This window comes from Romboutsia lituseburensis (assembly GCF_024723825.1).
Classification (GTDB): Bacteria; Bacillota; Clostridia; order Peptostreptococcales; family Peptostreptococcaceae; genus Romboutsia_F; species Romboutsia_F lituseburensis_A.
This window is the reverse complement of the sequence record NZ_JANQBQ010000001.1, coordinates 1,815,012-1,836,466: the sequence shown is the minus strand read 5'-3', so window position 1 is coordinate 1,836,466 and position 21,455 is coordinate 1,815,012. Positions and strand designations below refer to the sequence as shown.

The 21,455-nt window shown below is 26.9% G+C and carries 19 protein-coding genes; 15 read left to right on the top strand and 4 right to left on the bottom strand.

The genetic code is table 11. The features are described 5' to 3' along the window. Nucleotides 1-60: 60 nt before the first annotated feature. The 4 genes from NWE74_RS08905 (at nucleotide 61) to NWE74_RS08890 (ending at nucleotide 4,914) form a co-directional block, all read left to right on the top strand. On the top strand, nucleotides 61-1,668 hold the full coding sequence (locus NWE74_RS08905; RefSeq protein ID WP_258242852.1) for a putative polysaccharide biosynthesis protein: 1,608 nt from the start codon (nucleotides 61-63) through the stop codon (nucleotides 1,666-1,668). A 29-nt stretch (nucleotides 1,669-1,697) separates the two neighbouring features. Then, the gene (gene wecB / locus NWE74_RS08900) at nucleotides 1,698-2,807 is read left to right on the top strand and encodes a non-hydrolyzing UDP-N-acetylglucosamine 2-epimerase (RefSeq protein ID WP_258242851.1); all 1,110 of its coding nucleotides are present in this window, start codon (nucleotides 1,698-1,700) and stop codon (nucleotides 2,805-2,807) included. 140 nt (nucleotides 2,808-2,947) lie between these two features. Next, a complete protein-coding gene (locus NWE74_RS08895) occupies nucleotides 2,948-3,739 on the top strand; it encodes a C40 family peptidase (RefSeq protein WP_258242850.1) in 792 nt (263 codons plus the stop codon). Between the two features lie 173 nt (nucleotides 3,740-3,912). Beyond that, nucleotides 3,913-4,914, top strand: a complete 1,002-nt coding sequence (locus tag NWE74_RS08890) for a hypothetical protein (RefSeq protein ID WP_258242849.1) — start codon at nucleotides 3,913-3,915, stop codon at nucleotides 4,912-4,914. Nucleotides 4,915-5,010: 96 nt separating this feature from the next. Here NWE74_RS08890 and NWE74_RS08885 read toward each other — a convergent pair whose 3' ends face one another. Next, nucleotides 5,011-5,982, bottom strand: a complete 972-nt coding sequence (locus tag NWE74_RS08885) for an LCP family protein (RefSeq protein WP_258242848.1) — start codon at nucleotides 5,980-5,982, stop codon at nucleotides 5,011-5,013. A 179-nt stretch (nucleotides 5,983-6,161) separates the two neighbouring features. Here NWE74_RS08885 and NWE74_RS08880 point away from each other — a divergent pair, with 179 nt between their 5' ends. Beyond that, on the top strand, nucleotides 6,162-6,800 hold the full coding sequence (locus tag NWE74_RS08880; protein ID WP_258242847.1) for an RsiV family protein: 639 nt from the start codon (nucleotides 6,162-6,164) through the stop codon (nucleotides 6,798-6,800). A 34-nt stretch (nucleotides 6,801-6,834) separates the two neighbouring features. Then, nucleotides 6,835-7,353: an amidase domain-containing protein gene (locus NWE74_RS08875; RefSeq protein ID WP_258242846.1), complete on the top strand. Its 519-nt coding sequence runs from the start codon at nucleotides 6,835-6,837 to the stop codon at nucleotides 7,351-7,353. A gap of 41 nt (nucleotides 7,354-7,394) precedes the next feature. Here NWE74_RS08875 and NWE74_RS08870 read toward each other — a convergent pair whose 3' ends face one another. From NWE74_RS08870 to NWE74_RS08860, 3 genes are all read right to left on the bottom strand, one after another. Further along, entirely contained in the window at nucleotides 7,395-8,561 is a 1,167-nt protein-coding gene (locus tag NWE74_RS08870) for a DHHW family protein (RefSeq protein ID WP_258242845.1), read from the bottom strand. A gap of 12 nt (nucleotides 8,562-8,573) precedes the next feature. Beyond that, entirely contained in the window at nucleotides 8,574-9,950 is a 1,377-nt protein-coding gene (locus NWE74_RS08865; RefSeq protein WP_258242844.1) for an MBOAT family O-acyltransferase, read from the bottom strand. Nucleotides 9,951-10,108: 158 nt separating this feature from the next. Continuing rightward, complete coding sequence (locus NWE74_RS08860; RefSeq protein WP_258242843.1) at nucleotides 10,109-10,573, bottom strand: DUF4358 domain-containing protein; 465 nt, start codon at nucleotides 10,571-10,573, stop codon at nucleotides 10,109-10,111. Between the two features lie 247 nt (nucleotides 10,574-10,820). Here NWE74_RS08860 and uppS point away from each other — a divergent pair, with 247 nt between their 5' ends. From uppS to ptsP, 9 genes are all read left to right on the top strand, one after another. Further along, nucleotides 10,821-11,465, top strand: coding sequence for a polyprenyl diphosphate synthase (gene uppS, locus NWE74_RS08855; RefSeq protein ID WP_258242842.1), 645 nt, complete (start codon nucleotides 10,821-10,823; stop codon nucleotides 11,463-11,465). 112 nt (nucleotides 11,466-11,577) lie between these two features. Continuing rightward, a complete protein-coding gene (locus NWE74_RS08850) occupies nucleotides 11,578-12,441 on the top strand; it encodes an N-acetylmuramoyl-L-alanine amidase family protein (protein ID WP_258242841.1) in 864 nt (287 codons plus the stop codon). Nucleotides 12,442-12,664: 223 nt separating this feature from the next. Continuing rightward, nucleotides 12,665-14,326, top strand: a complete 1,662-nt coding sequence (locus tag NWE74_RS08845; RefSeq protein ID WP_258242840.1) for a putative bifunctional diguanylate cyclase/phosphodiesterase — start codon at nucleotides 12,665-12,667, stop codon at nucleotides 14,324-14,326. A 94-nt stretch (nucleotides 14,327-14,420) separates the two neighbouring features. Beyond that, on the top strand, nucleotides 14,421-15,326 hold the full coding sequence (locus NWE74_RS08840; RefSeq protein WP_258242839.1) for a patatin-like phospholipase family protein: 906 nt from the start codon (nucleotides 14,421-14,423) through the stop codon (nucleotides 15,324-15,326). Nucleotides 15,327-15,409: 83 nt separating this feature from the next. Beyond that, nucleotides 15,410-17,140: an Eco57I restriction-modification methylase domain-containing protein gene (locus NWE74_RS08835; protein WP_258242838.1), complete on the top strand. Its 1,731-nt coding sequence runs from the start codon at nucleotides 15,410-15,412 to the stop codon at nucleotides 17,138-17,140. A 65-nt stretch (nucleotides 17,141-17,205) separates the two neighbouring features. Next, entirely contained in the window at nucleotides 17,206-17,550 is a 345-nt protein-coding gene (locus NWE74_RS08830; RefSeq protein WP_258242837.1) for a hypothetical protein, read from the top strand. Between the two features lie 329 nt (nucleotides 17,551-17,879). Beyond that, nucleotides 17,880-19,091 carry a patatin-like phospholipase family protein gene (locus tag NWE74_RS08825; RefSeq protein ID WP_258242836.1) on the top strand — a complete coding sequence of 404 codons (1,212 nt, stop codon included), beginning with the start codon at nucleotides 17,880-17,882 and terminating at the stop codon, nucleotides 19,089-19,091. A gap of 144 nt (nucleotides 19,092-19,235) precedes the next feature. Next, on the top strand, nucleotides 19,236-19,496 hold the full coding sequence (locus NWE74_RS08820) for an HPr family phosphocarrier protein (RefSeq protein ID WP_258242835.1): 261 nt from the start codon (nucleotides 19,236-19,238) through the stop codon (nucleotides 19,494-19,496). A gap of 156 nt (nucleotides 19,497-19,652) precedes the next feature. Further along, on the top strand, nucleotides 19,653-21,365 hold the full coding sequence (ptsP, locus tag NWE74_RS08815; RefSeq protein WP_258242834.1) for a phosphoenolpyruvate--protein phosphotransferase: 1,713 nt from the start codon (nucleotides 19,653-19,655) through the stop codon (nucleotides 21,363-21,365). The last annotated feature ends 90 nt before the right edge of the window (nucleotides 21,366-21,455 follow it).

The following is a 21,455-nucleotide window of genomic DNA, read 5'->3' as shown; positions in this document are numbered from 1 at the left end:
TTTACAAATATATTTATATATGGTATATTTAAAATTGATACATAAAATCGGAGGTAATTTATGGACCAAAAGAATAAAAAAGATTCATTTTTAAAAGGAGCTTTAATATTAGGAATAGCGGGAGTTGCTGTAAAAATATTAGGGGCTTTCTTTAGAATACCGTTAGGTAATTTTATAGGATCAGAGGGAATGGGATATTATCAAGCGGCATATCCTATATATACTTTGTTTCTAACATTAGCAACAGCAGGCTTTCCTACAGCCTTAGCAAAATTAGTAGCTGAAAAAATAGCAATAGATGACCATCGTGGAGCGAATAAGATATTTAAAGTATCTTATACTATATTATTTATAACTGGTTTTGTGTCGTTTTGCATATTTCTATTTGGATCAAAGTTCATAGTAAATGATATAATGCATAATTCAAATGCATATTATGCAATGGTTGCAATAGCGCCATCATTACTATTTGTACCTGTAATGGCTGCTTATAGGGGCTACTTCCAAGGTCGAAGAGAAATGAAATATATTGCAGGATCTCAACTTTTAGAACAATTTTTTAGAGTAATTGTAGGATTAATATTAGCATATGTTTTAATGAAAAAATTAGGACCTAAGTTTGGAGCGGCAGGAGCTATTGCAGGTGCGACTATAGGTGCGCTTGTATCTATAGCATTCTTAGCAATACAATATTTAAAGAATAAAAAAAGATTATTAAATGAAAATAGTAAACAATATAGAGAAGAAAGTATAAAAGAAATCTTAAAAAAATTGTTAGTAGTTGCAATACCTATAACTATAGGTGCGTCGGTTATGCCTTTAGTTAATATGGTAGATAATGTTGTGGTAATAAGACAATTAGAGGTAGCAGGCTTTACAAATGCAGATGCTAATAAATTATTTGGACAACTTACAGGAATGGCGTTATCTATAGTAAACATGCCAACTATTATAACTTTATCTATGGAGATGAGTTTGGTGCCTGCCATATCTGAATTAAAAGCTTTAAATCAAATGGAGAAGGTAAAAACTGAAATTTTAACTGCAATTAAAGTAACTTTATATATACTGTTACCAGCAGCAGTAGGTTTGGCAGTTTTATCAACTCCTATAATGAATTTATTATATCCAGCAGAACCTGCATCTTTAGGTAAAATAATGTTAGCATTAACTCCTTGTGTGCTATTTTTAGGTTTAATGCAAACTCTAAATGGAACACTACAAGGTATAGGTAAGCCTATGGTTCCGGTTACAGCCCTTTTAATAGGCATGATTTTTAAAATTGGGTTAACGTATACATTAACGGCAATGCCAGAGATAAATATATATGGTGCAGCAATTGGTACTATGTGTGCTTATTTTGTAGCTGTAACATTTGAATTATGGTATATAAGAAAATATGTTGGAGTAAGATTCCCATTAAAAGAATTACTTTTAAAACCATTATCAATGGTAGTTATAATGGGAGTTGTAGTTAAAGTAAGTTATATGTTCTTAGTTGGTATAATTGGTGGTAAAATATCTACAATTGTATCTATCGGTATCGGTGCATTTGTTTATTTAATATCTGTATTTGCATTAGGTGGAATAACTAAAGAAGAAATTATTAAACTTCCTAAAGGTGAAAAGATATATAATTTATTAAATAAAATAAAAATAATGAAATAATCATCTTAAATAGAAAAGGAGAGTAAAATATGAATAAAATTAAAGTTATGACTATATTTGGGACTAGACCAGAAGCTATAAAGATGGCACCATTAGTGAAAGAGCTAGAGACAAGAGAAGAAATAGAAAGTATAGTATGTGTTACGGCGCAACATCGTCAAATGTTAGACCAAGTATTAGAAACATTTAAAATAACTCCAGATTACGATTTAAATATAATGAAACAAGGGCAAACTTTAGTTGATGTAACAACAAGGGCATTACAAAGTTTAAGTGAGACAATAGCTAAAGTGAAGCCTAATATTGTTTTAGTTCATGGAGATACAACAACTACGTTATCAGGTAGTCTAGCTGCATTTTATAATCAAGTTGCAGTAGGTCATGTAGAAGCTGGACTTAGAACATATGACAAATATTCACCATTTCCAGAAGAGGTAAATAGACAGGTTACAGGTGTTATAGCTGACATGCATTTTGCTCCAACTGAAATCTCTAAGCAAAATTTATTAAATGAAGGTAAAAAAGAAGATACTATATATGTTACTGGAAATACAGCTATAGATGCTCTTAATACAACTGTTACAAATGAGTACTGTCATAAAATATTTAATCAAATAGGAAATGATAAGATGATACTTTTAACAGCTCATAGGCGTGAAAATTTAGGCGAACCTATGAAAAATATGTTTAGAGCGATAAAAAGGATTGTAGAGGAATTTAATGATGTTCAAGTTATTTACCCTGTACATTTGAATCCATTAGTAAGGCAAGCTGCTGATGAGGTATTAGGAGATAACAAGAAGGTACATTTAATAGAACCGTTAGAAGTATTAGATTTTCATAATTTCTTAAATAAATCTTATATAATTATGACTGATAGTGGAGGTATACAAGAAGAAGCTCCATCTTTAGGAAAGCCAGTATTAGTATTAAGAGATACAACAGAAAGGCCAGAAGGTGTAGGTGCAGGTACTCTTAAGTTAGCAGGTACAGATGAAGACACTATATATAACTTAACTAAAAAATTGCTAACAGATGTTAGCGAATATGAAAAAATGAGCAAGGCATCAAATCCTTATGGCGATGGTAAAGCAAGTAAATATATTGTAGATGCCATTATAACAAAATTTAGACAATAACATTCAAAATAGTAAGAAAAACTACTAATAAATATATTTTGAGTATAAAAATATTATAAAATAACAAAATATGGAATAAAACTATTCCCAAAAGTTACAAATTTGTAATATAATATATAGTATGAAGGGGGAATTTACTTATGCAATTTAATAATAGATGTACAAATATGCTAATAGCATCAGCGGTTACGGCTACATCAATAATTTTAAGCCCACAAGTTGTAAATGCAGATGACAGTGTACCAACTGAACAAATGAGAACTAGTAATATAGGTGTTGTAAAATCGTGTGACTTTTTGAATGTTAGAACTATGCCGAATATAAAAGGAAATATTATTGAAAAGCTATATACAAACAGTACAGTATCTATAATAGAGACAAACAGTAATGGTTGGTTAAAAGTTCAAACTAACTCAGGTACTCAAGGATGGGTCAGTGGTAATTATATAGATGTTCAAAATAGTAATAACAATGATGATAATAACAACAATAATAACAATAATGATAATAATAATAATAATTCATCTAACGATGGATATGTTAATAGTGACAGAGATCAAAAAATAAACAATATAATATCAGCAGCTAATAGACAACTTGGAAAGCCGTATGTATGGGGAGCTGAAGGTCCAAACTCATTTGATTGCTCAGGGTTTACATCGTATGTATATAGAAATGGTGGTAATATAAGTATTCCTAGGACATCAAGACAACAGGCAACAGCTGGAATAAGGATAGAAAGACAAAATTTACAAGCGGGAGATTTAATATTCTTTAACACATCAGGTAGCGGTATAAGTCATGTGGGAATGTATATAGGTGATTCTAAGTTTATACATGCATCAACTAACGAAAGAAAGGTTAGAGTTGATAAACTTACATCATCATACTATAGTGGAAAGTATGTTACAGCAAGAAGAATAATTAATTAGTTAAGAATAGCAGAATACCTCTAAGTTGAATAATAATTAGAGGTATTTTTTTACATTAAATTAATATATAATAAGAATCTAGCTAGTGAATATAAATAAAAAAAGTAAATAATTTTATAGGATAATTAGGTTAATTAACAATAAAATTAAAATATATTTTAGAGGAGATAATAATGAGGAAAAAATCAACTTTGGCTATAGCCAGTTTAATAATCGGATTAAATACGCTGCCAGTATTAGCAAATGAAAATGTATCAATTGAAGAAAAAATGTATAGTTCAATATCAAAATCAGATATATTAACTACTGGAACTTGGGTAGATAAAGAGCCGAAAGTAAGAGTAGTAGGGGAAACAACACCAGGGGATGGAGCACCATTTTGTAAAAATACAAGATATACAATAAAAGCAGAAACAAAAGGTATACAATTTGATGTAAAACTTCCAGAAAAACCAAAATTTAATAATAATCAGGAAGAAACTTCATGGGATAATCACTGTATATATATAGGATATGAAGGTTTAGAAATAGGATTGTCTGTAACTCCTGCTAGAGATGGATCTAAAGGCTATACATGGTTTTATAACTATAGTTCATCAACACCTGGAGTAACATCAGATAATAAATATGGAAGAGGGGCTGAAAATCAAGAAGGTACATATTATCCATATGGGTCAACTGTAACAATGCAATTATATTTAGATCCACAAGGAAGATTACACTTTAATGTTGGACCAAAAGGAAATGTAGAAAAAGATGTTTGGGTAAGCCCAGAAGGAATAAAACATTCATGGTCAAACTACAAATATGTTGCAAAGGATAATATAATCCAACCAGGGACTAGAATAATAAACTCTATTGAGCAAAATGCAAGATATGATGTTTGGAATGTATCGCACGAAGCGTTAACAGTGAGTAATATAAAATTAAGTTTAGGTAATGGATGGGTAGCTCCAAAACCTGATGATGTAAAATGGGGAATGTATGAAATGACAGATAGATATGGCAAAAGATATGGAGGCACGGAATATACAATACCACATCCAGATTCATTCCCATCAAATTGGCCAAATTATAAGTTATTCTTTAAGGGTATTGAAGATTTAGGATCGTTACCAATTTTATCATATGGAGATGTATTAACAGATCATTTTACAGTTGCAACGCCTAAATAAATTAAAAAATGAGCTAGTCTTTCGATTAGCTCATTTTTATATAATAATTTAGTAGATTTTATTTTGTGATAATTTAATTTAAGTTAAATTAAATTTTTATTTTTTAAACATTATATCTTTAAATATAAAGTCATGTAATATATCTAAAGAATCAGGTGTAAACTCAAGTACCCAACCAGTTTGATGGCTTATAATATGACCAGTACTATGAATTTCATCATCTATAGGGAACTCCATTTGTTTTAATTCAAGATTTCCTAGACCTAATACTTTTCCACCTAATGCTAAAATTTCTGTAGGTTTCATATTAGTTCTTACATACGGTAATACAGTATCTATAAGTTTTGGATACTTAGTTATAGATAAATCTTTAACTCCGTTTATTAAACCTTGTATTACGTTTCTTTGTCTTCTATCTCTTTCAAAAGCAGAGTCATTTTTTCTTATACGAGAATAAGATAATAATTGATATCCATTAAGTTTTTGAACTCCAGAATCTTCTATAAGTTTCATAGGTCCTTTATTAGGATTGTTATTCCAATTATAAGTTTCTTTTTCTATAAATTTATTCATTTCAGCTATTTCACCTTGTTCGACATCAACATCTACTCCACCTATTGCATCAACTATATCCATAAATGAATAGAAATCAACTGTAGCGTAGTTTTGTATATCTAACTCAAAGTTTTTCTCAATAGTTTCAATCAATAAACTTTCTTGACCATATACATAAGCGTGAGTAAGCTTTTGCTTACCGTGGCCTGGTATATCAACATAAGTATCACGAGCTAGTGAAGTAAGCTTAAGACTTTTATTCTTGCCGTCTATAGTAAGTATCATCATAGCATCTGATCTTGAAGATTTTTCGCCAGGTCTTCCATCAGTACCAATTAGTAAAACATTAGTTATACCATTTTCAGATTTATAGTTATCTTTACCTAATATACCACTGTCTACACTAGAATCATGTATACTATTTAACTTCATATATACATAACCAAAAGCCGCCGCTGGGAAGGCTATAACAAGCACAGCTAGAACTATTACTAGCTTTTTCAACTTCGACAAAATAATCCCTTCTTTCTTTTATTTTTAGAATAATATACTTATTATATTAAAGTATTACAATATATTCAATACTAAACTTTTATAAAAGTAGAATAACTTAAAAGTAGTTAATATTTATAACAAATTGTATATAAGATACATATTAAATAATAGAGACAAATATGATAAGGGGGATCTATATGTTATCCATTGACAAAAATGTTATAGATGAAAGTACAAGTTTAGTAAAATGCAATTTATCTTATCCAATTATAAATGAAGAAAGTATATATAGCAATATAATAAATTTAATAAACAACGTTATATATGAAGATATAATAACATTTAAAGATGTAGTTAATGATGGCCTAAAGGTAGAGTTATTTAAATTAGATAAAAATATATTGCACGTAATAACAGAATATAGAGTAACTTTTAATAAAAGTAATATCATCAGTATACCTATAGAGTTCTCACAACTTACAGGATTATACGAGGTTACTTATGTTAATTGTTATAATTATGATTTATATAAATCTAAGAATTTAAAACTAAATGATTTGTTTAATACTGATACAGATTATATTAAATTAATAAATGATAAACTATATGAAAAATTTGAACATATAGTAAAACAATATAGTTATAAAACTACAGATAATAGGTTTGATGGAATATGTAATGAACAAAATTTTTATATAGAAAAAGATGGAATAGTACTTTGCTTTTCTAGTTATGAAATAAGTAAATATATTTCTCATGTAGTAGAATTTAAATTATTATTTTCTGAATATGAAGAAGTTTTGAGTGAATATACTATTAATAATATATGGATATAGGTAGTGTAAGGTTACTGTACAGGAGGGAGATAAGATGAAAAAATTAAATGAATATGACAGAGATAAAGCTGTTTATTATGCACGTAAATGGGCATTATCTTATAATCCAATGTATGCAAATTATGATAAGTATGGTGGTGATTGTACTAACTATATCTCTCAATGTTTAAAAGCAAGTAATATACCGTTTGATAATATAGGTGCAAATGTAATAAAAAAATGGTATTGGTATAGTGAGGAATTAAGAACACCTACATGGACAGCAGCAGAACCTTTTTATAAATATATAATAGGAAATAATATAGAAACTAGTGATAATTTTGGAATTTATTCAAAAATTGTAAATTATAATGAGCTTGAGCTAGGTGATATAGTTCAATTAGTATTTGAGGGGAAAGCATATCACACGATGATAATTACAGACATAATATTAGATGGAAAATACTTACTAGACTACCATATATGTCAGCATACTTATAATTTAAAAGATTATCCTTTAAGTTTGAAGGAAGGTGAAAAAAGATATATAAAAATAATTGGATATTACTATTAATAAATATAATAAATACGTCTATAAATTAATAATAGACGTATTTAATTTTTTTTTATTAAATTGTAAAGTTCACTAGAATTAAATGTTTGAATATTACTAATTAGTAAAGCTTCCTTAATATTAGTATTTTCAGAGAGATATTTTTTTACATCAATATGATAATATCTAGGATCTACAACATGTATTTTTTTGTAATTAGAAGTCAAAAAAGGAATAAAGCTATGAGCAAAAGAATCCTTAAAAACTAAAAGCTCTATGCTTTTACTAGGATTTCCGTCTATAACAGCAAAAGCAGGATCTCCATGTAAGAAATATTGATATTTATTTTTTCCTTTTAATCTGTCGTTATCGTAAAGTGTATTAAAATTTTTAGTCAAATCAATTGATACCTTAAAGTTATTAAATTGATTATATGCATATAAATCATCACTTTTTATATTTGGAAGCATAGCTTTAGAGTAATATGTTCCATAAAAATTATTAGAGACTTTACTATAACCATTATAAATTGAATTTGTAGTAACTTCATTATTGTATAGATACTCATAAGCTATTCTAGCTCCTAGCTGAGTCCAGTGATGATCTGTATTAAAATATATAGGTAAATCAGCATACTTTTTTAAGATAGTATAAGGCGAATAAAATTTGAAAAAATTGTCATATTCGTTATCTGAACTATTAGTAGAGAGTTTTTCTATCTTTAAATTTATATAATCAATAGTATGTTTTTGATTATCGCTTATAGCCCAAGAAGGAAGAGTATCTTTATAAAAAGCAATGGATGTAGGTATAATCATAAGTGTCGACTTTATCTTATAATTATCATAAAAATATTTAGATAAATTTGTTGCCTGGGAAATATTTTTGTCTATTACCTTGTTATTTGATACAAATTTCTCCATATATCTATTATCATTGTTTATATATATACATCTAAATTCTCTAGATCCTATAGTATAACTGAAAGAATTTTTATATTTTATAAAATTTTCTCTCCAAGGAAATTGGTCAGAGCTATATTTATTGAAATTATTCATAAAGCTCTTATCCTGTATATTTTTTAAGCTCAAATTCGGTAATGGTGTAAGTATTTTATTTTCAATTTCACTAATCTTCTTATTTGGCGTAAGTAAAGTGATAATAGGCACGGTAAAAATAAATCCAAAGAATAATATAATAGTTATGTATTTTAAAATATTGTTATTCATCTTTTCCTCCTATCAAAATCTAAAATATAAAAATGGGTTAAAAGATGAATCTACTAAAAATGCAGTTGATAATATCAGCCCGGATAGTAATGTAATAAATCTTAAGAGTTTAAATCTATCTAATATGTTTTTAATAAAAGGAGTAGATGCTATAATAGCAAAAACTAATAATAGTATATTCGGTATTAAGTAATAGTAGAAAGTTTTATCAATTAAAATATTACTAAAATTAAACATAGCTTTAAAGAAGTTAAACATATCAATTAAATTAGTAATATCAAAAATAACAAAACTTATTATAACTAAAAACATAACATAAATATGATTGATAACATTTGGAGTTTTATTTAGCAGGTTTAATATGAATAGCTTCTCTAAAATTAAAATAAATCCAAAATAAAGCCCCCATAGAATAAAATTGAAGCTAGCACCATGCCATAAACCGGTTAGGAACCATACAACGAATATATTGAAAAACCATCTTAACTTTGAACATTTGTTACCACCTAAAGGAATATAAATATAATCTCTAAACCAAATGCCTAAAGATATATGCCATCTTCTCCAAAATTCAGTGATAGATTTTGATATATAAGGAAAGTTGAAATTTTCTAAAAAATCAAATCCAAAAATCTTACCTAATCCAATAGCCATATCAGAGTAGCCAGAAAAATCGAAGTAAATTTGAAGTGTAAAACAAATAATACCAAGCCAAGCTGTAAATGTTGATAGAGACGATAAAGGTAGGTATTTTACATTAGTCCAAATTAATCCTAAGTTATTAGCTAAAATAACTTTTTTAGAAAGTCCTAAAATAAATCTAGATACCCCCTCGTATATTTTATCTATACTGTGATTTCTCTGATTTAACTGTAAAGCTATATCAGAATATCTTACAATTGGTCCAGCCACTAATTGAGGAAATAGTGTAACAAAGGTACCTAAAGAAATAATGTTTTTTTGAAGTGGAGCTTCATTTCTATAAACATCGATAGTATAAGACATAGTTTGAAATGTATAAAAGCTAATACCAATAGGCAATGTTATATTTAGTAAATTATAGTTAGTATGAAGCAAATCATTAAATATACATATAGTAAAGTCACTATATTTAAAGAAAGCTAATAGACTTATGTTAACGGAAATAGAGCAAATTAATGCTAATTTTGATTTTAAAGTACCTCTATATTTATCTATTAATATTGCATTTATATAGTCGACAATGCAAGAAAATAACATTACTAAAATATAAATAGGTTCACCCCATGCATAGAAAATTAAACTGAAAATTAATAAAATAAAATTTTTAAATTTATTTGGAGAGAAGAAGTAACAAAATAAAACTAAAGGTAGAAAATAGAATAAAAATGTAATACTGCTAAAAGTCAAAATATCACCAGCCTCTCAAAAATAAATTTATATATGTTAATTGATATCGTAAATTTAAATTTATCTTATAACACTCTATCTTAATTATATAAAATTTAATTACATGAAAAGATGTTTTAAAATAGTAACATATTTGCATTTTAAAACATCTTTAGAATCTACTCTATAACTTCTAAAATTTTAGACTCAATATCTTTAGCATTTTTAGTAGCTATAAAATAAACATAATTTCCTTTACTTTCTAAAATGGAGTTGTTTACAGCATCTACATTATCTTCTCCACCATACCCATCAGCAAACATTTTCAAAGAATTGTCTTTATATTCTTCAATTGATTTTTTTATAGAATCTACATCATCAGTTTTAACTACAAATACATCTTGTAATTTTACATTCATCATAGCTTGTATTACAAAACCTTCTTTAATTTTATCTTTTACTTTTTCAAATGCATAAAATTCTTTAGCATCAACATCTGCAACAGGCTGTATAGGTAAAAGTGACTCTGTATTTATTGCAGACTTAATGTCATTAATAGGAACATCTTTTACTTCGTTTTTTTGAGAACATCCTACCAAACCTAAAGTTAATATTAAGGAAAATAATGTTAATAAATTTTTCATAATAACCTCCTAGTAATTACCACATATACAAATCCATAAAATTATGATTACAGATATATAACTTGCATAAATGATATAAAAAATGTAAAATTTATAAAATTATGGAAACTATTAATTATTAGTCTACTATATTTTTTTTATTAAAGCAATGAATACAATAAACTATATTATTAATTATTATTTGAGAAATATAGAGTAATATTCCTAAAAAATGTAAATAATCACCAATATAGAGAGGTGAAAATATATGAGAATACCAAAACATGTAGGTATAATACCAGATGGAAATAGAAGATGGGCTCAAAATCAAGGAATGACAAAAGAAAAAGGATATGAAAGTGGATTAGATCCTGGGTTAGATGCATATAGACAGTGCAGAGATTTAGGAGTAGAAGAGGTAACTTTTTATGGATTTACTACTGACAATACCAAGAGACCATCTTATCAAACAGAAGCATTTACGAAAGCATGTGTAGATGCAGCTAATTTATTGATAAACGAAGGGGCAGCTCTTTTAGTAATGGGAAATACTAAGTCTCCAATGTTTCCAAAGGAATTATTACCATATACAAAAAGATGCGAACCGAAGAAAGGTCAAATAAAGGCAAATTTATTAGTGAATTATGGATGGCACTGGGATTTAAATACTTTAACTGATGCTCAACAAGTAAATAAAAATAATATACATGAAAATATACAATCATTTGATATCTCAAGATTAGATTTAATAATAAGATGGGGAGGAAGAAGACGTTTAAGTGGATTCTTACCAGTTCAATCTATTTATGCTGATTTTTATGTTATTGACGATTATTGGCCTTCATTTAATGAAAATCATATACCAGATGCTTTTAATTGGTATAATAAGCAAGATGTAACTTTAGGAGGCTAAATTTATAATTTCCATAAAAAGTTATAGATAATAATATATGACATATGTTGAAATATCCCATTTTAGGTGATAAAATACACTTATTGTAAATAATTTAGGGAAAGGTACAACAATGTCAACTAAAAAAAGAGTTAATAGTAAAACACAAGTAAAAAACACTTCACGGAAAAAAAATATAAAGAAGAAAAAAAAGGTTAATAAAAAAAAGTTAATACTATTGTTTAGCATAATAGGTATATTTATGTTTGGTATGGTTAAAGCGACTACAGGTATATCTACTGTGGTAAAAAATATGGAATCTAAAAAACAAGCTGAAGTAGAAAAGAAAAAAGCATTAGAGGCCAAAAAACAGTTTAATATAGAGGAAGAACAAACGGATGGACTTCAAAAAAAATATACTGTAGTTATTGACCCTGGACATGGAGGAAAAGATCCTGGAAATAAAGGATATAGTACTAGAAATAAACAGTCAGATAAAAAAGTATATGAAAAAGATTTAGCTCTTGAAATTAGTAAAAAAGTCGCAGGTATATTATCTAGACAAAATGATGTACAGGTTGTGCTTACTAGAACAGAAGATAAATTTGTAGAGCTGTCAGAAAGAGTAAAAACATCAGAAACTCAGAATGCAGATGTGTTAGTTTCTATACATATGAATGCAGAGGCTGGAGGAGATAGTGCGTACGGAATTGAAACTTATTATAGAGCCAATGCTCCTTCTAATGATAAATCTTCGCATCTAGCTGAAACTATACAACATACGATTGGATCGTATATAAAAATTAGAGATAGAGGTATTAAAGAAGATATATTTCAAGTTTTAAGGGATACAACTGCGCCGGCTGCATTAGTTGAATGCGGATTTATCAGCAACTATAAAGAAGAACAAAAACTTTTAGATGAAAAATATCAAAATCAATTATCAGAAGGTATAGCTCAAGGAATTTTAACATTTTTAGATGAAAATAGTAAATAAAAATAATGCATAGCATAAAAAATGCTATGCATTATTTTTATGTTAATTTTTAAATGTTAAATAATGGGAAATATAAAAAAATTATAAAAAAAAATTAAAATAATAGACGGTTGCAATTTTTAGCGAAATTATTGATTTAGCTAATTTAGTAACTTATAATACATTATATGTTTAAAATATCCAATAAATAACAAAAAATAAAATATCTTATAGGGGAAATATTATGGAAAAATTTAATAATATGTTGAAAAATAATACTTTGTGCATTACAACGTTCTTAGTTATGACTATAGTATTGTTAGGAAATTTATTTTTTTTAATACATACTAAAGGTATTATAAAAAATGCAAAGTATAAAGACTCTATAGATATAAAATCAATAAATGTAGAGTTAAATAAAAATATAGGAAAATTACCTAAAGAATCTAAAAAATATATAGGAATAATTAAAATGCAAAATGAAACTGAAAATATCTGTGATTTAAGCTTTATATTTTTAGATAAAGAAGATATAAATAGAGTTGTAATTTGTATAATAGTAATACTTATATCAATGATATTGTTAATATATTTAATTATAAAAAAAATAAAAAAATATAATTGCAAGCAAATTAAATCAGCCATATCAAAAGATGCATTAACTGAACTTATAAATTATGATAAATTTATTGTAGAGGCAAAATATTATTTACAAAATAGAAAATCTAGTAATTGTATAATGGTAAGTTTTGATATAGACAAATTTAAATTAATAAATGATGTGTATGGATATAAAACAGGAGATGAAATTTTAAAGTGTATATCAAAAAATTTAAAGTTATATTTTGGAGATAGAATAGTTTATGGAAGATTAACAGGAGATGTTTTTGGAATTCTAATGGAACTATATAATAAAGAAAAAAAAGTTCCATATATAGCGCAAGCTATAACCAATAAAATAGGAAATATTTCAAGTTCAGATTTAGATATAAATATAGATCTATCTATAGGAATTTATGATATACAGAAAGAATTCAATATAAAAAAAATAATAGATAACGCAGATATGGCTAGATTAAAATCAAAGGAGTATAGATATCAAAATTATGCTATATTTGATGAAAAGTTAAGCCAAGAGAAGAAAAAACTTATGCAGTTAGAACAAGATCTATTTTACTCTATAAAAAATAATGAATTAATATTACATTATCAACCAAAATTTAATATAAATGATGAAAAAATTGTTGGATCAGAAGCTTTGATAAGATGGCAACATCCAACTATAGGAATGATAAGCCCTATGACATTTATACCTATAGCTGAAAAAACAAGATTTATCAATAATATAGGGAAGTGGGTTTTTGAAGAAGTTTGTTCTAAAATAAAGGACTGGACAGAAGAAGGAATAAATGTTGTACCTGTCGCAATAAATCTATCGAGAGTTGAATTATATCAGCAGGATTTAGTAGAAAACTTAAAATTAATTCTTGCTAAGTATAAAGTAAATCCAAAGTTGATAGAAATAGAAATAACTGAAACAACAGCATTAAATGATATTGAATTTATAAATAAAAAATTAACTGAAATAAAGTCGTTAGGAATAAAAGTTGCAATGGATGACTTTGGAACTGGGAATTCGAATCTAAGTAATTTAAAGGATATACCTATAGATGTATTAAAATTAGATAGATCATTGCTATTAGATATAGAAAATAATGAAAAAACAGAGGTTATGGTTAAGTCAATCCTTAGTTTGTCAAAAAATTTAAGTCTAAGTACAGTATGTGAAGGTGTTGAAAATAGAAACCAAGTAGAAGTACTAAAGTCTACTGGATGTGAAGTTGTGCAAGGATATGTATTTTCAAAGCCAGTAGAAATACATGAATATAAAGAACTTTTAAAATAACTAAATATATGAAGTATATAAATAGGATGGAAACATCCTATTTTTTTATGCATAGATATACACTAAAGTTTATTTTTATTATGGAGGTAAAATAATGGAAAACTCTACTTTTAATATAGTTTCTTTTGATGGAGGAGGGCTGAGGGGTGCTCTAAGTATATGTATATTTGAGAATATACAAAAAAAAATGCCTGATATAATAAGAAAAACTAATATGTTAGGAGGAACATCAACGGGTAGCTTAATAGCATTAGGTTTAGCGTATGGATTAAGCTGTAGTGAAGTGAGACAGTTATATTCTAAAGAAAATGTTGATTATATATTTGATAAATCATATTCAGAGATGCTAAGACCTAAGTATAATAATACAAATTTAAAAGAGCTTCTACTTAGTGTTTTTCCTGAAAAGCTAAAGTTAAAAGATTTAGGAAAATTGGTAGTTATACCTAGTTTTTATATTGGGAGTGAAACAAGTGAATGGAAACCTGTATTTTACAATAATATACCGAATTCTGCGACAGAAAATGAAAGAGTTATAGACGTGGCAATGTCAAGTAGCGCTGCACCTGTATTTTTTCCAACATATCAAAACCATATAGATGGAGGAATAATAGCTACAGATCCAGGGGTATCATGTGTCATTCATTCAATTTCTAAAGAAATAGGTAAATATAAGGAAGATCTAAGATTATTATCATTTGGAACAGGTTATAACTTTAATAGTATAAAGCAAGACACAACATCTTGGGGAGCGCTAGACTGGATTATAAGCAAAAACCCAGATTTCCCAATTATATCTATGACATTAGAAGGAAATGCTCAGATGAGCCAAATATTTTCTAAAATGCTCTTAGAAGATAATTATGAGAGAATCAATCCTAGAATAGATAGAGATATAGGTATGGATGATTGTGAGTCTCTACAATACTTAATTGATTTAGGAACCAATTATGATATATCAAAGCACCTTAAATGGATACAAGAAAAATGGGTTAAATAATTGTGCTATAATTTATACAATAGAGAAAATTTAAATGAAGTTCTTAATAAACAAATGATAAGTTGCTTTACTTGGAGGGGAATATGGGGTTAGAGGTAGAGATTGCAAGAGATGATAATTTTAAGATGTCAAAAGCTTATGAAAATAATTTGAGCACTGATATTAAACAAAGTAAGGGCATATATTATACACCTAAATTTATTGTAAAATATATTTTAGAAAATACGTTAAAATATCATGACATATTAAAAAATCCATCTCCTAAAGTACTTGATATATCATGTGGATGTGGAAATTTTTTGTTAGAAGCATATGATATTTTATATGAAATTATTGAAAAAAACTTATTTGAGTTAAGTAATTTGTACGGGAGCGATTATTGGAACATCAATAATATTCATAATCATATAGTAACAAATTGTATCTATGGTGCTGATATAGACTCAAGTGCTATTGAAATATTAAAAATAAGCTTGAAAAATAAGCGAGGAGATTATAATATCCAAAAATTTAATTTATATTGTTGTGATAGTTTACGTTATGAATGGAATGAGAAATTTGATTATATAATAGGGAATCCACCCTATGTAGGTCAAAAAAAATTAAATAATGATTATAAAAAAGAAATAATGAAAAGTTATAGTGAGGTTTATAAGGATAAATCAGATATTTATTATTGCTTTTATAAAAAAATAATACAAATGTTAGATGAAGATGGTATTGGAAGTATAATAACACCTAGATATTTCCTAGAGAGTCCTTCGGGCAAATATTTAAGATCATATATAAGTAAAAATATCAATATAAAAGAAATAATAGATTTTTTAGGATGTTCTATATTTAAAAATATAGGAATTTGCAGTTGTATATCAACGTTCAAAAAAGAAAGTATAGATGAAAACATAGAATTTTTTAAGATTAAAAATGAAAATTTTGAATTAAATAATGATATGAATTTAAATAAATTAGTAAGAAGTGATTTATTTGAAAAAATTATAATAAACCAACAAGATTTAAATGAAGAATGGTTAATAGTTAATGAGCAAGATAAACAATTTTTAAAAAAAATACATAAAAAATGTAACTACAGGTTAGATGATATAGCCATTAGTTTTCAAGGTATTATATCTGGTTGTGATAAGGCATTTATAATTGATAATCAAAATGAATTGGTTGATAAAATAGATAAAAGCATTCTAAAATCTTGGATAAAAAATAAACATATATCAAAATACATAATTGAAGATAGCAATAAAAACTTAATATACTCTAATGATATTAAGGATGAGGAAGAATATATTTTTGAGATTACAGAAATAATTGGAAAATATAAAGATAAGCTAGCAAATAGAAGAGAGTGCAAAAAAAATATTAGAAAATGGTATGAGCTTCAATGGGGGAGGGAAAAATCATTATTTGAGCAAGTAAAAATAATGTATCCTTATAAATGCAAGGAAAATAGATTTGCTATAGACTATAATTATAATTATTGTAGTGCAGATATATATTCTTTTTATATTAAAGATGAATATAAAAATGATTTTTCTTATGAGTATTTGGTAGGAATACTTAACTCTTGTATATATGAAAAATATTTTAAATTAATTGGAAAAAAAATAAGTAAAAATATATATGATTATTATCCTAATAAAGTAATGAAAATAAAAATATTCAAAGATGAAAATTATGAAAAAATAGAATTTTTATCTAGAAAAATGATAAAAGTTTTGCAAGGAAATGAAAAAAATAATGAGGTAATAAATAGCTTACAATATGAAATTGATAAATTAGTAAAACTGTCATTGTCTATTTAATCACTAATGCCGCCTAATACTCATATAATTAAATTAATTAAAGAGTATTGTAGGGAGGATTAAAAATGATAAATATGAGAGTATCAAATACAGATAAGGCTGTTTATATTGATGTAAGTGGATATATAAGTAGCAATGATGCAAAAAAATTTATAAATGAGTATAAGCAGAATGTAAAAGGTATAAAATTTAATCAATATAAATTAATAGTAACACCTTCGATATTTGAATGTGAAAATATCGAAGATTTAAGAAGTGTATGTATGACATTTTTTAAAAATGGATATAAAAGAATGTACTTAATTGACCCAGAAAATTATATAATGGGAAATATGAATTTAGGTAAAATAGAACAAAAATTGTTTAATAAGGCGGTTAAGGTAGTTCCATCAATAAATCAAATCAAGTAATTAATTTATAAAACTATTATAAAAAAAATGAAAGGTATATACTTTTTTAGTAACTTTATGATAAAATATACTTAAATTTAATTATATAATTTTGGCATAAAATATCAAAATATTAAATTAAATTTGAATAAAACTTATATTTCGACTTGAAAAATCATAAAAGTTGTAATATATTTTAATTAAAGGAATTTGTATCCTAAAAGGTACTAAAAAATATCATAGATTATTCTAGATTGTTTTAAGCTTATCTTTAAAATTTATAGCTTAGGAAATCGAATGTCTAATGTTGAAAATGTATATATCTTTCTAAAACAAAACAGGTGATATGTATGAAAGGTTTAGTATTAGAAGGTGGAGGGACAAAAGGTGCTTACCAGATAGGTGCTTACAAAGCCTTAAGAGACCTAGGTATAGAGTTCCAAGGAGTAGCTGGAACGTCAATAGGAGCGCTAAATGGTGCTTATATAATACAAAATGATATAGAAGTTATGGAAGATATTTGGTTAACTTATGATTATACTCATTTTATGAATATTGATGAGGAAAGTTATGAAAAATATAAAAACATAGACTTTACAGCTAAAAACTTCAATGCAGTAATTGGGTTGATAAATAAAGCTAGAAAAAATGAAGGTATAGATATAACTCCTTTAAGACAGTTATTAGAAAAAACCTTAAATGAGGAATCTATAAGGAATTCTAACAAAGATTTTGGATTGGTGACTGTTCACTGGGATAAAAAAATTAATCCTCATCCTTTATATTTGGGAGAGATACCAAACGGTAGATTAATAGATTATCTCATAGCAAGTTCGAGTTTACCGATATTTAAATTGGATAGAATGGATGATAAGCTTTATTTAGACGGTATGTTTTTTGATAATATGCCAATAAGTCTACTTGAAAATAAAGGATATAATGATATTGTAGTTATAAGACTTATAGACGACTTTTTGGGAAAAATAAATTTAAATAAGCACCAAGATATTAATGTAAAAACTATAATTCCATCAGAATATTTAGGTGGATCTTTAAATAAAGATAAAGATAGTGTAGAAAAAAATATAAAACTAGGTTATTTCGATGCTATGAAATCATATAACAGATATGAAGGAGTTAATTATTACTTTAATGTTGATTATAAGTTTGATGAAGAATATTGTTTTGAAAAATTTAGAAGACTAGATAAACAAACAATAGAAGATATTTCTAACTTATTAGGTGTAAAAAAAGATACATCATTAAGAACTTTAATGGAAGTTATAATTCCTAAGGTAGGAGAGTTTTTAAATCTAGATAAGGATTTTTCATATAAAGATTTGTTTTACTGTATGTATGAGAAAAAGCTTGAAGAAAATAATATAAATAGAATAAAATTATATGATTTTAATAAAGTTATAGATACAGTAAATAAAAACATCAATACTAGTAAAAACTTAACGTTGAATACTGAAATTAGGACAATTATATCGTTGAAAAAGAACAAAATGTCAAAACTTTTGACAAATTACTTCTTGAAAGATTTCAAAAATCAAGGTTAGCTTAATTATTCCTAAAGTGGGACAAAAAATGCACCATTGGACAAAAATGGAACAACTCACCATAAAAGGAATTTTAAGGATATAGATAAAAGGTTAATAAAGTAAATAAATACTTTAAGAATAAATTTATTGGAGGTTTCACAAATGGAAAAATTAGTAGTTATAAAGAATGCAAGTGGATTACATGCTAGACCAGCAGGAATGTTCGTAAAGAAGGCTGCTGAGTTTAAATCTGTAGTAGAAGTTAAGGCTAAAGGAAAAACTGTAAATGCTAAATCAATAATGGGAATAATGAGCTTAGGATTAGCTCAAGGTGACGAATTAATAGTTGTTGCTAATGGAGAAGATCAAGAAGCTGCAGTAGCTGCATTAGTTGAATTAGTTGAAGGTGGATTCGGAGAATAGTCCATAATTATATATAAATAAACCTCGGTTTATCCCGGGGTTTTATTTGGTATAAACTTAACAATAAATTAACAAAAAATAAATCGACAATTTAGTAAAGAAACATTGAATATATATTTTAGACTAAAAAAAGTTAAACATTAGGAGGGAGTACCTATGTACAAAGGAACAGGAGCATCTCCGGGAATAGCTCTAGGAAAAGCATTAGTAGTTGAGCATAACGAATTAGTTATAGAAAGAAAAAATATCGAAAATGTTGAAGAAGAAGTAACTTTATTACAAAAGGCTGTTGAAGTCTCAAGACAAGAATTAACTAGAGTTAAGGAAAAAGCTTGCCAAGAATTAGGGGAACATGAAGCTGAGATATTTGAAGCTCACTTACTAGTTTTAGCAGACCCAGAACTAATAGATTCTACAATAACTAAAATTAGAGATGAAAAAGTAAATGCAGCTTTTGCATTAAATGAAATAAAAGAAATGTTTGTATCTATGTTTGAATCTATGGACAATGAGTACATGAGAGAAAGAGCCGCAGATATAAAAGATGTTACAAATAGAGTACTTAGACATATACTAGGTGTAAAAGTAGTTGATTTAGCAGGTCTTGATGAAGAAGTTGTGTTAATAGCACATGATTTAACTCCTTCTGATACTGCAACAATGAATAAAAAAATGGTATTAGGATTCTTAACTGATATAGGTGGAAGAACATCTCATACAGCTATAATGGCTAGAACATTAGAAATAGCTGCAGTAGTTGGTCTTACTGATATAACTTCTAAAGTTAAGGATGGCGATTTCATAGTATTTAACGGTGATACAGGTGAGGTTATAGTAAATCCAGATGAAGAAACTAAAGCTAAATACCAAGAACTTAAAACTAAATTTGAGGAAGAAAGAAAAGCCTTAGAATTATTAAAAGGAAAAGCTTCTATAACTTTAGATGGTAGACATGTTGAGCTTGCAGGTAATATCGGAAGTCCTAATGATGTAGAAGGATTAATAAAGAATGATGCAGAAGGTGTTGGTCTTTATAGAACAGAATTCTTATATATGGACAAAGAAGATAACTTCCCAAGTGAAGAAGAACAATATGAAGCTTATAAGGCTGTACTTGAAGGTATGAATGGAAAACCTATAGTTATAAGAACTCTAGATATAGGTGGAGATAAAGAACTTCCTTATTTCCAAATGGATCATGAAATGAACCCATTCTTAGGATATAGAGCTATAAGACTTTGTTTAGATAGAACAGATATATTCAAAACTCAATTAAGAGCTTTATATAGAGCAAGTGTACATGGAAAATTAAGAATTATGTTCCCGATGATATCATCTTTAGAAGAATTATTAGCTGCTAAAGAAGTTATAAAAGAAGTTTTAGCTGAAATGGATGCTGAAGGAATAGCATATGCTGACGATGTAGAAGTTGGTATGATGATAGAAATACCATCATCAGCTATAATAACAGATATATTAGCTAAGCATGTTGATTTCTTTTCAATAGGAACAAATGACCTAATTCAATATACTTGTGCAGTTGATAGAATGAATCAAAAAATAAGCCATCTTTATAACCAATTTAATCCAGCAGTGCTTAGACTTATAAAAATGACTATAGATAATGCTCATAAAGAAGGTAAATGGGTAGGGATGTGTGGAGAATCAGCAGGAGATAAGAGAATGATACCTATATTATTAGGATTTGGTCTTGATGAATTTTCTATGAGTCCTATATCTATCCTTCCAGCTAGAAAATTCATAACGTCTGTAAATTATCAAGATATGAAGACTTTTGCAAATGAAGTATTAGCTATGGGAACTGCGGAAGAAATAAAAAATCATGTAGATAAAACTTTCAATATGTAATATATATAGACTACCTCATAGAGGTAGTCTTTTTTGTGTTCAAGTGAATTAAAATTTACTCTAGATTAGAAGCGGATATATACTAATTAA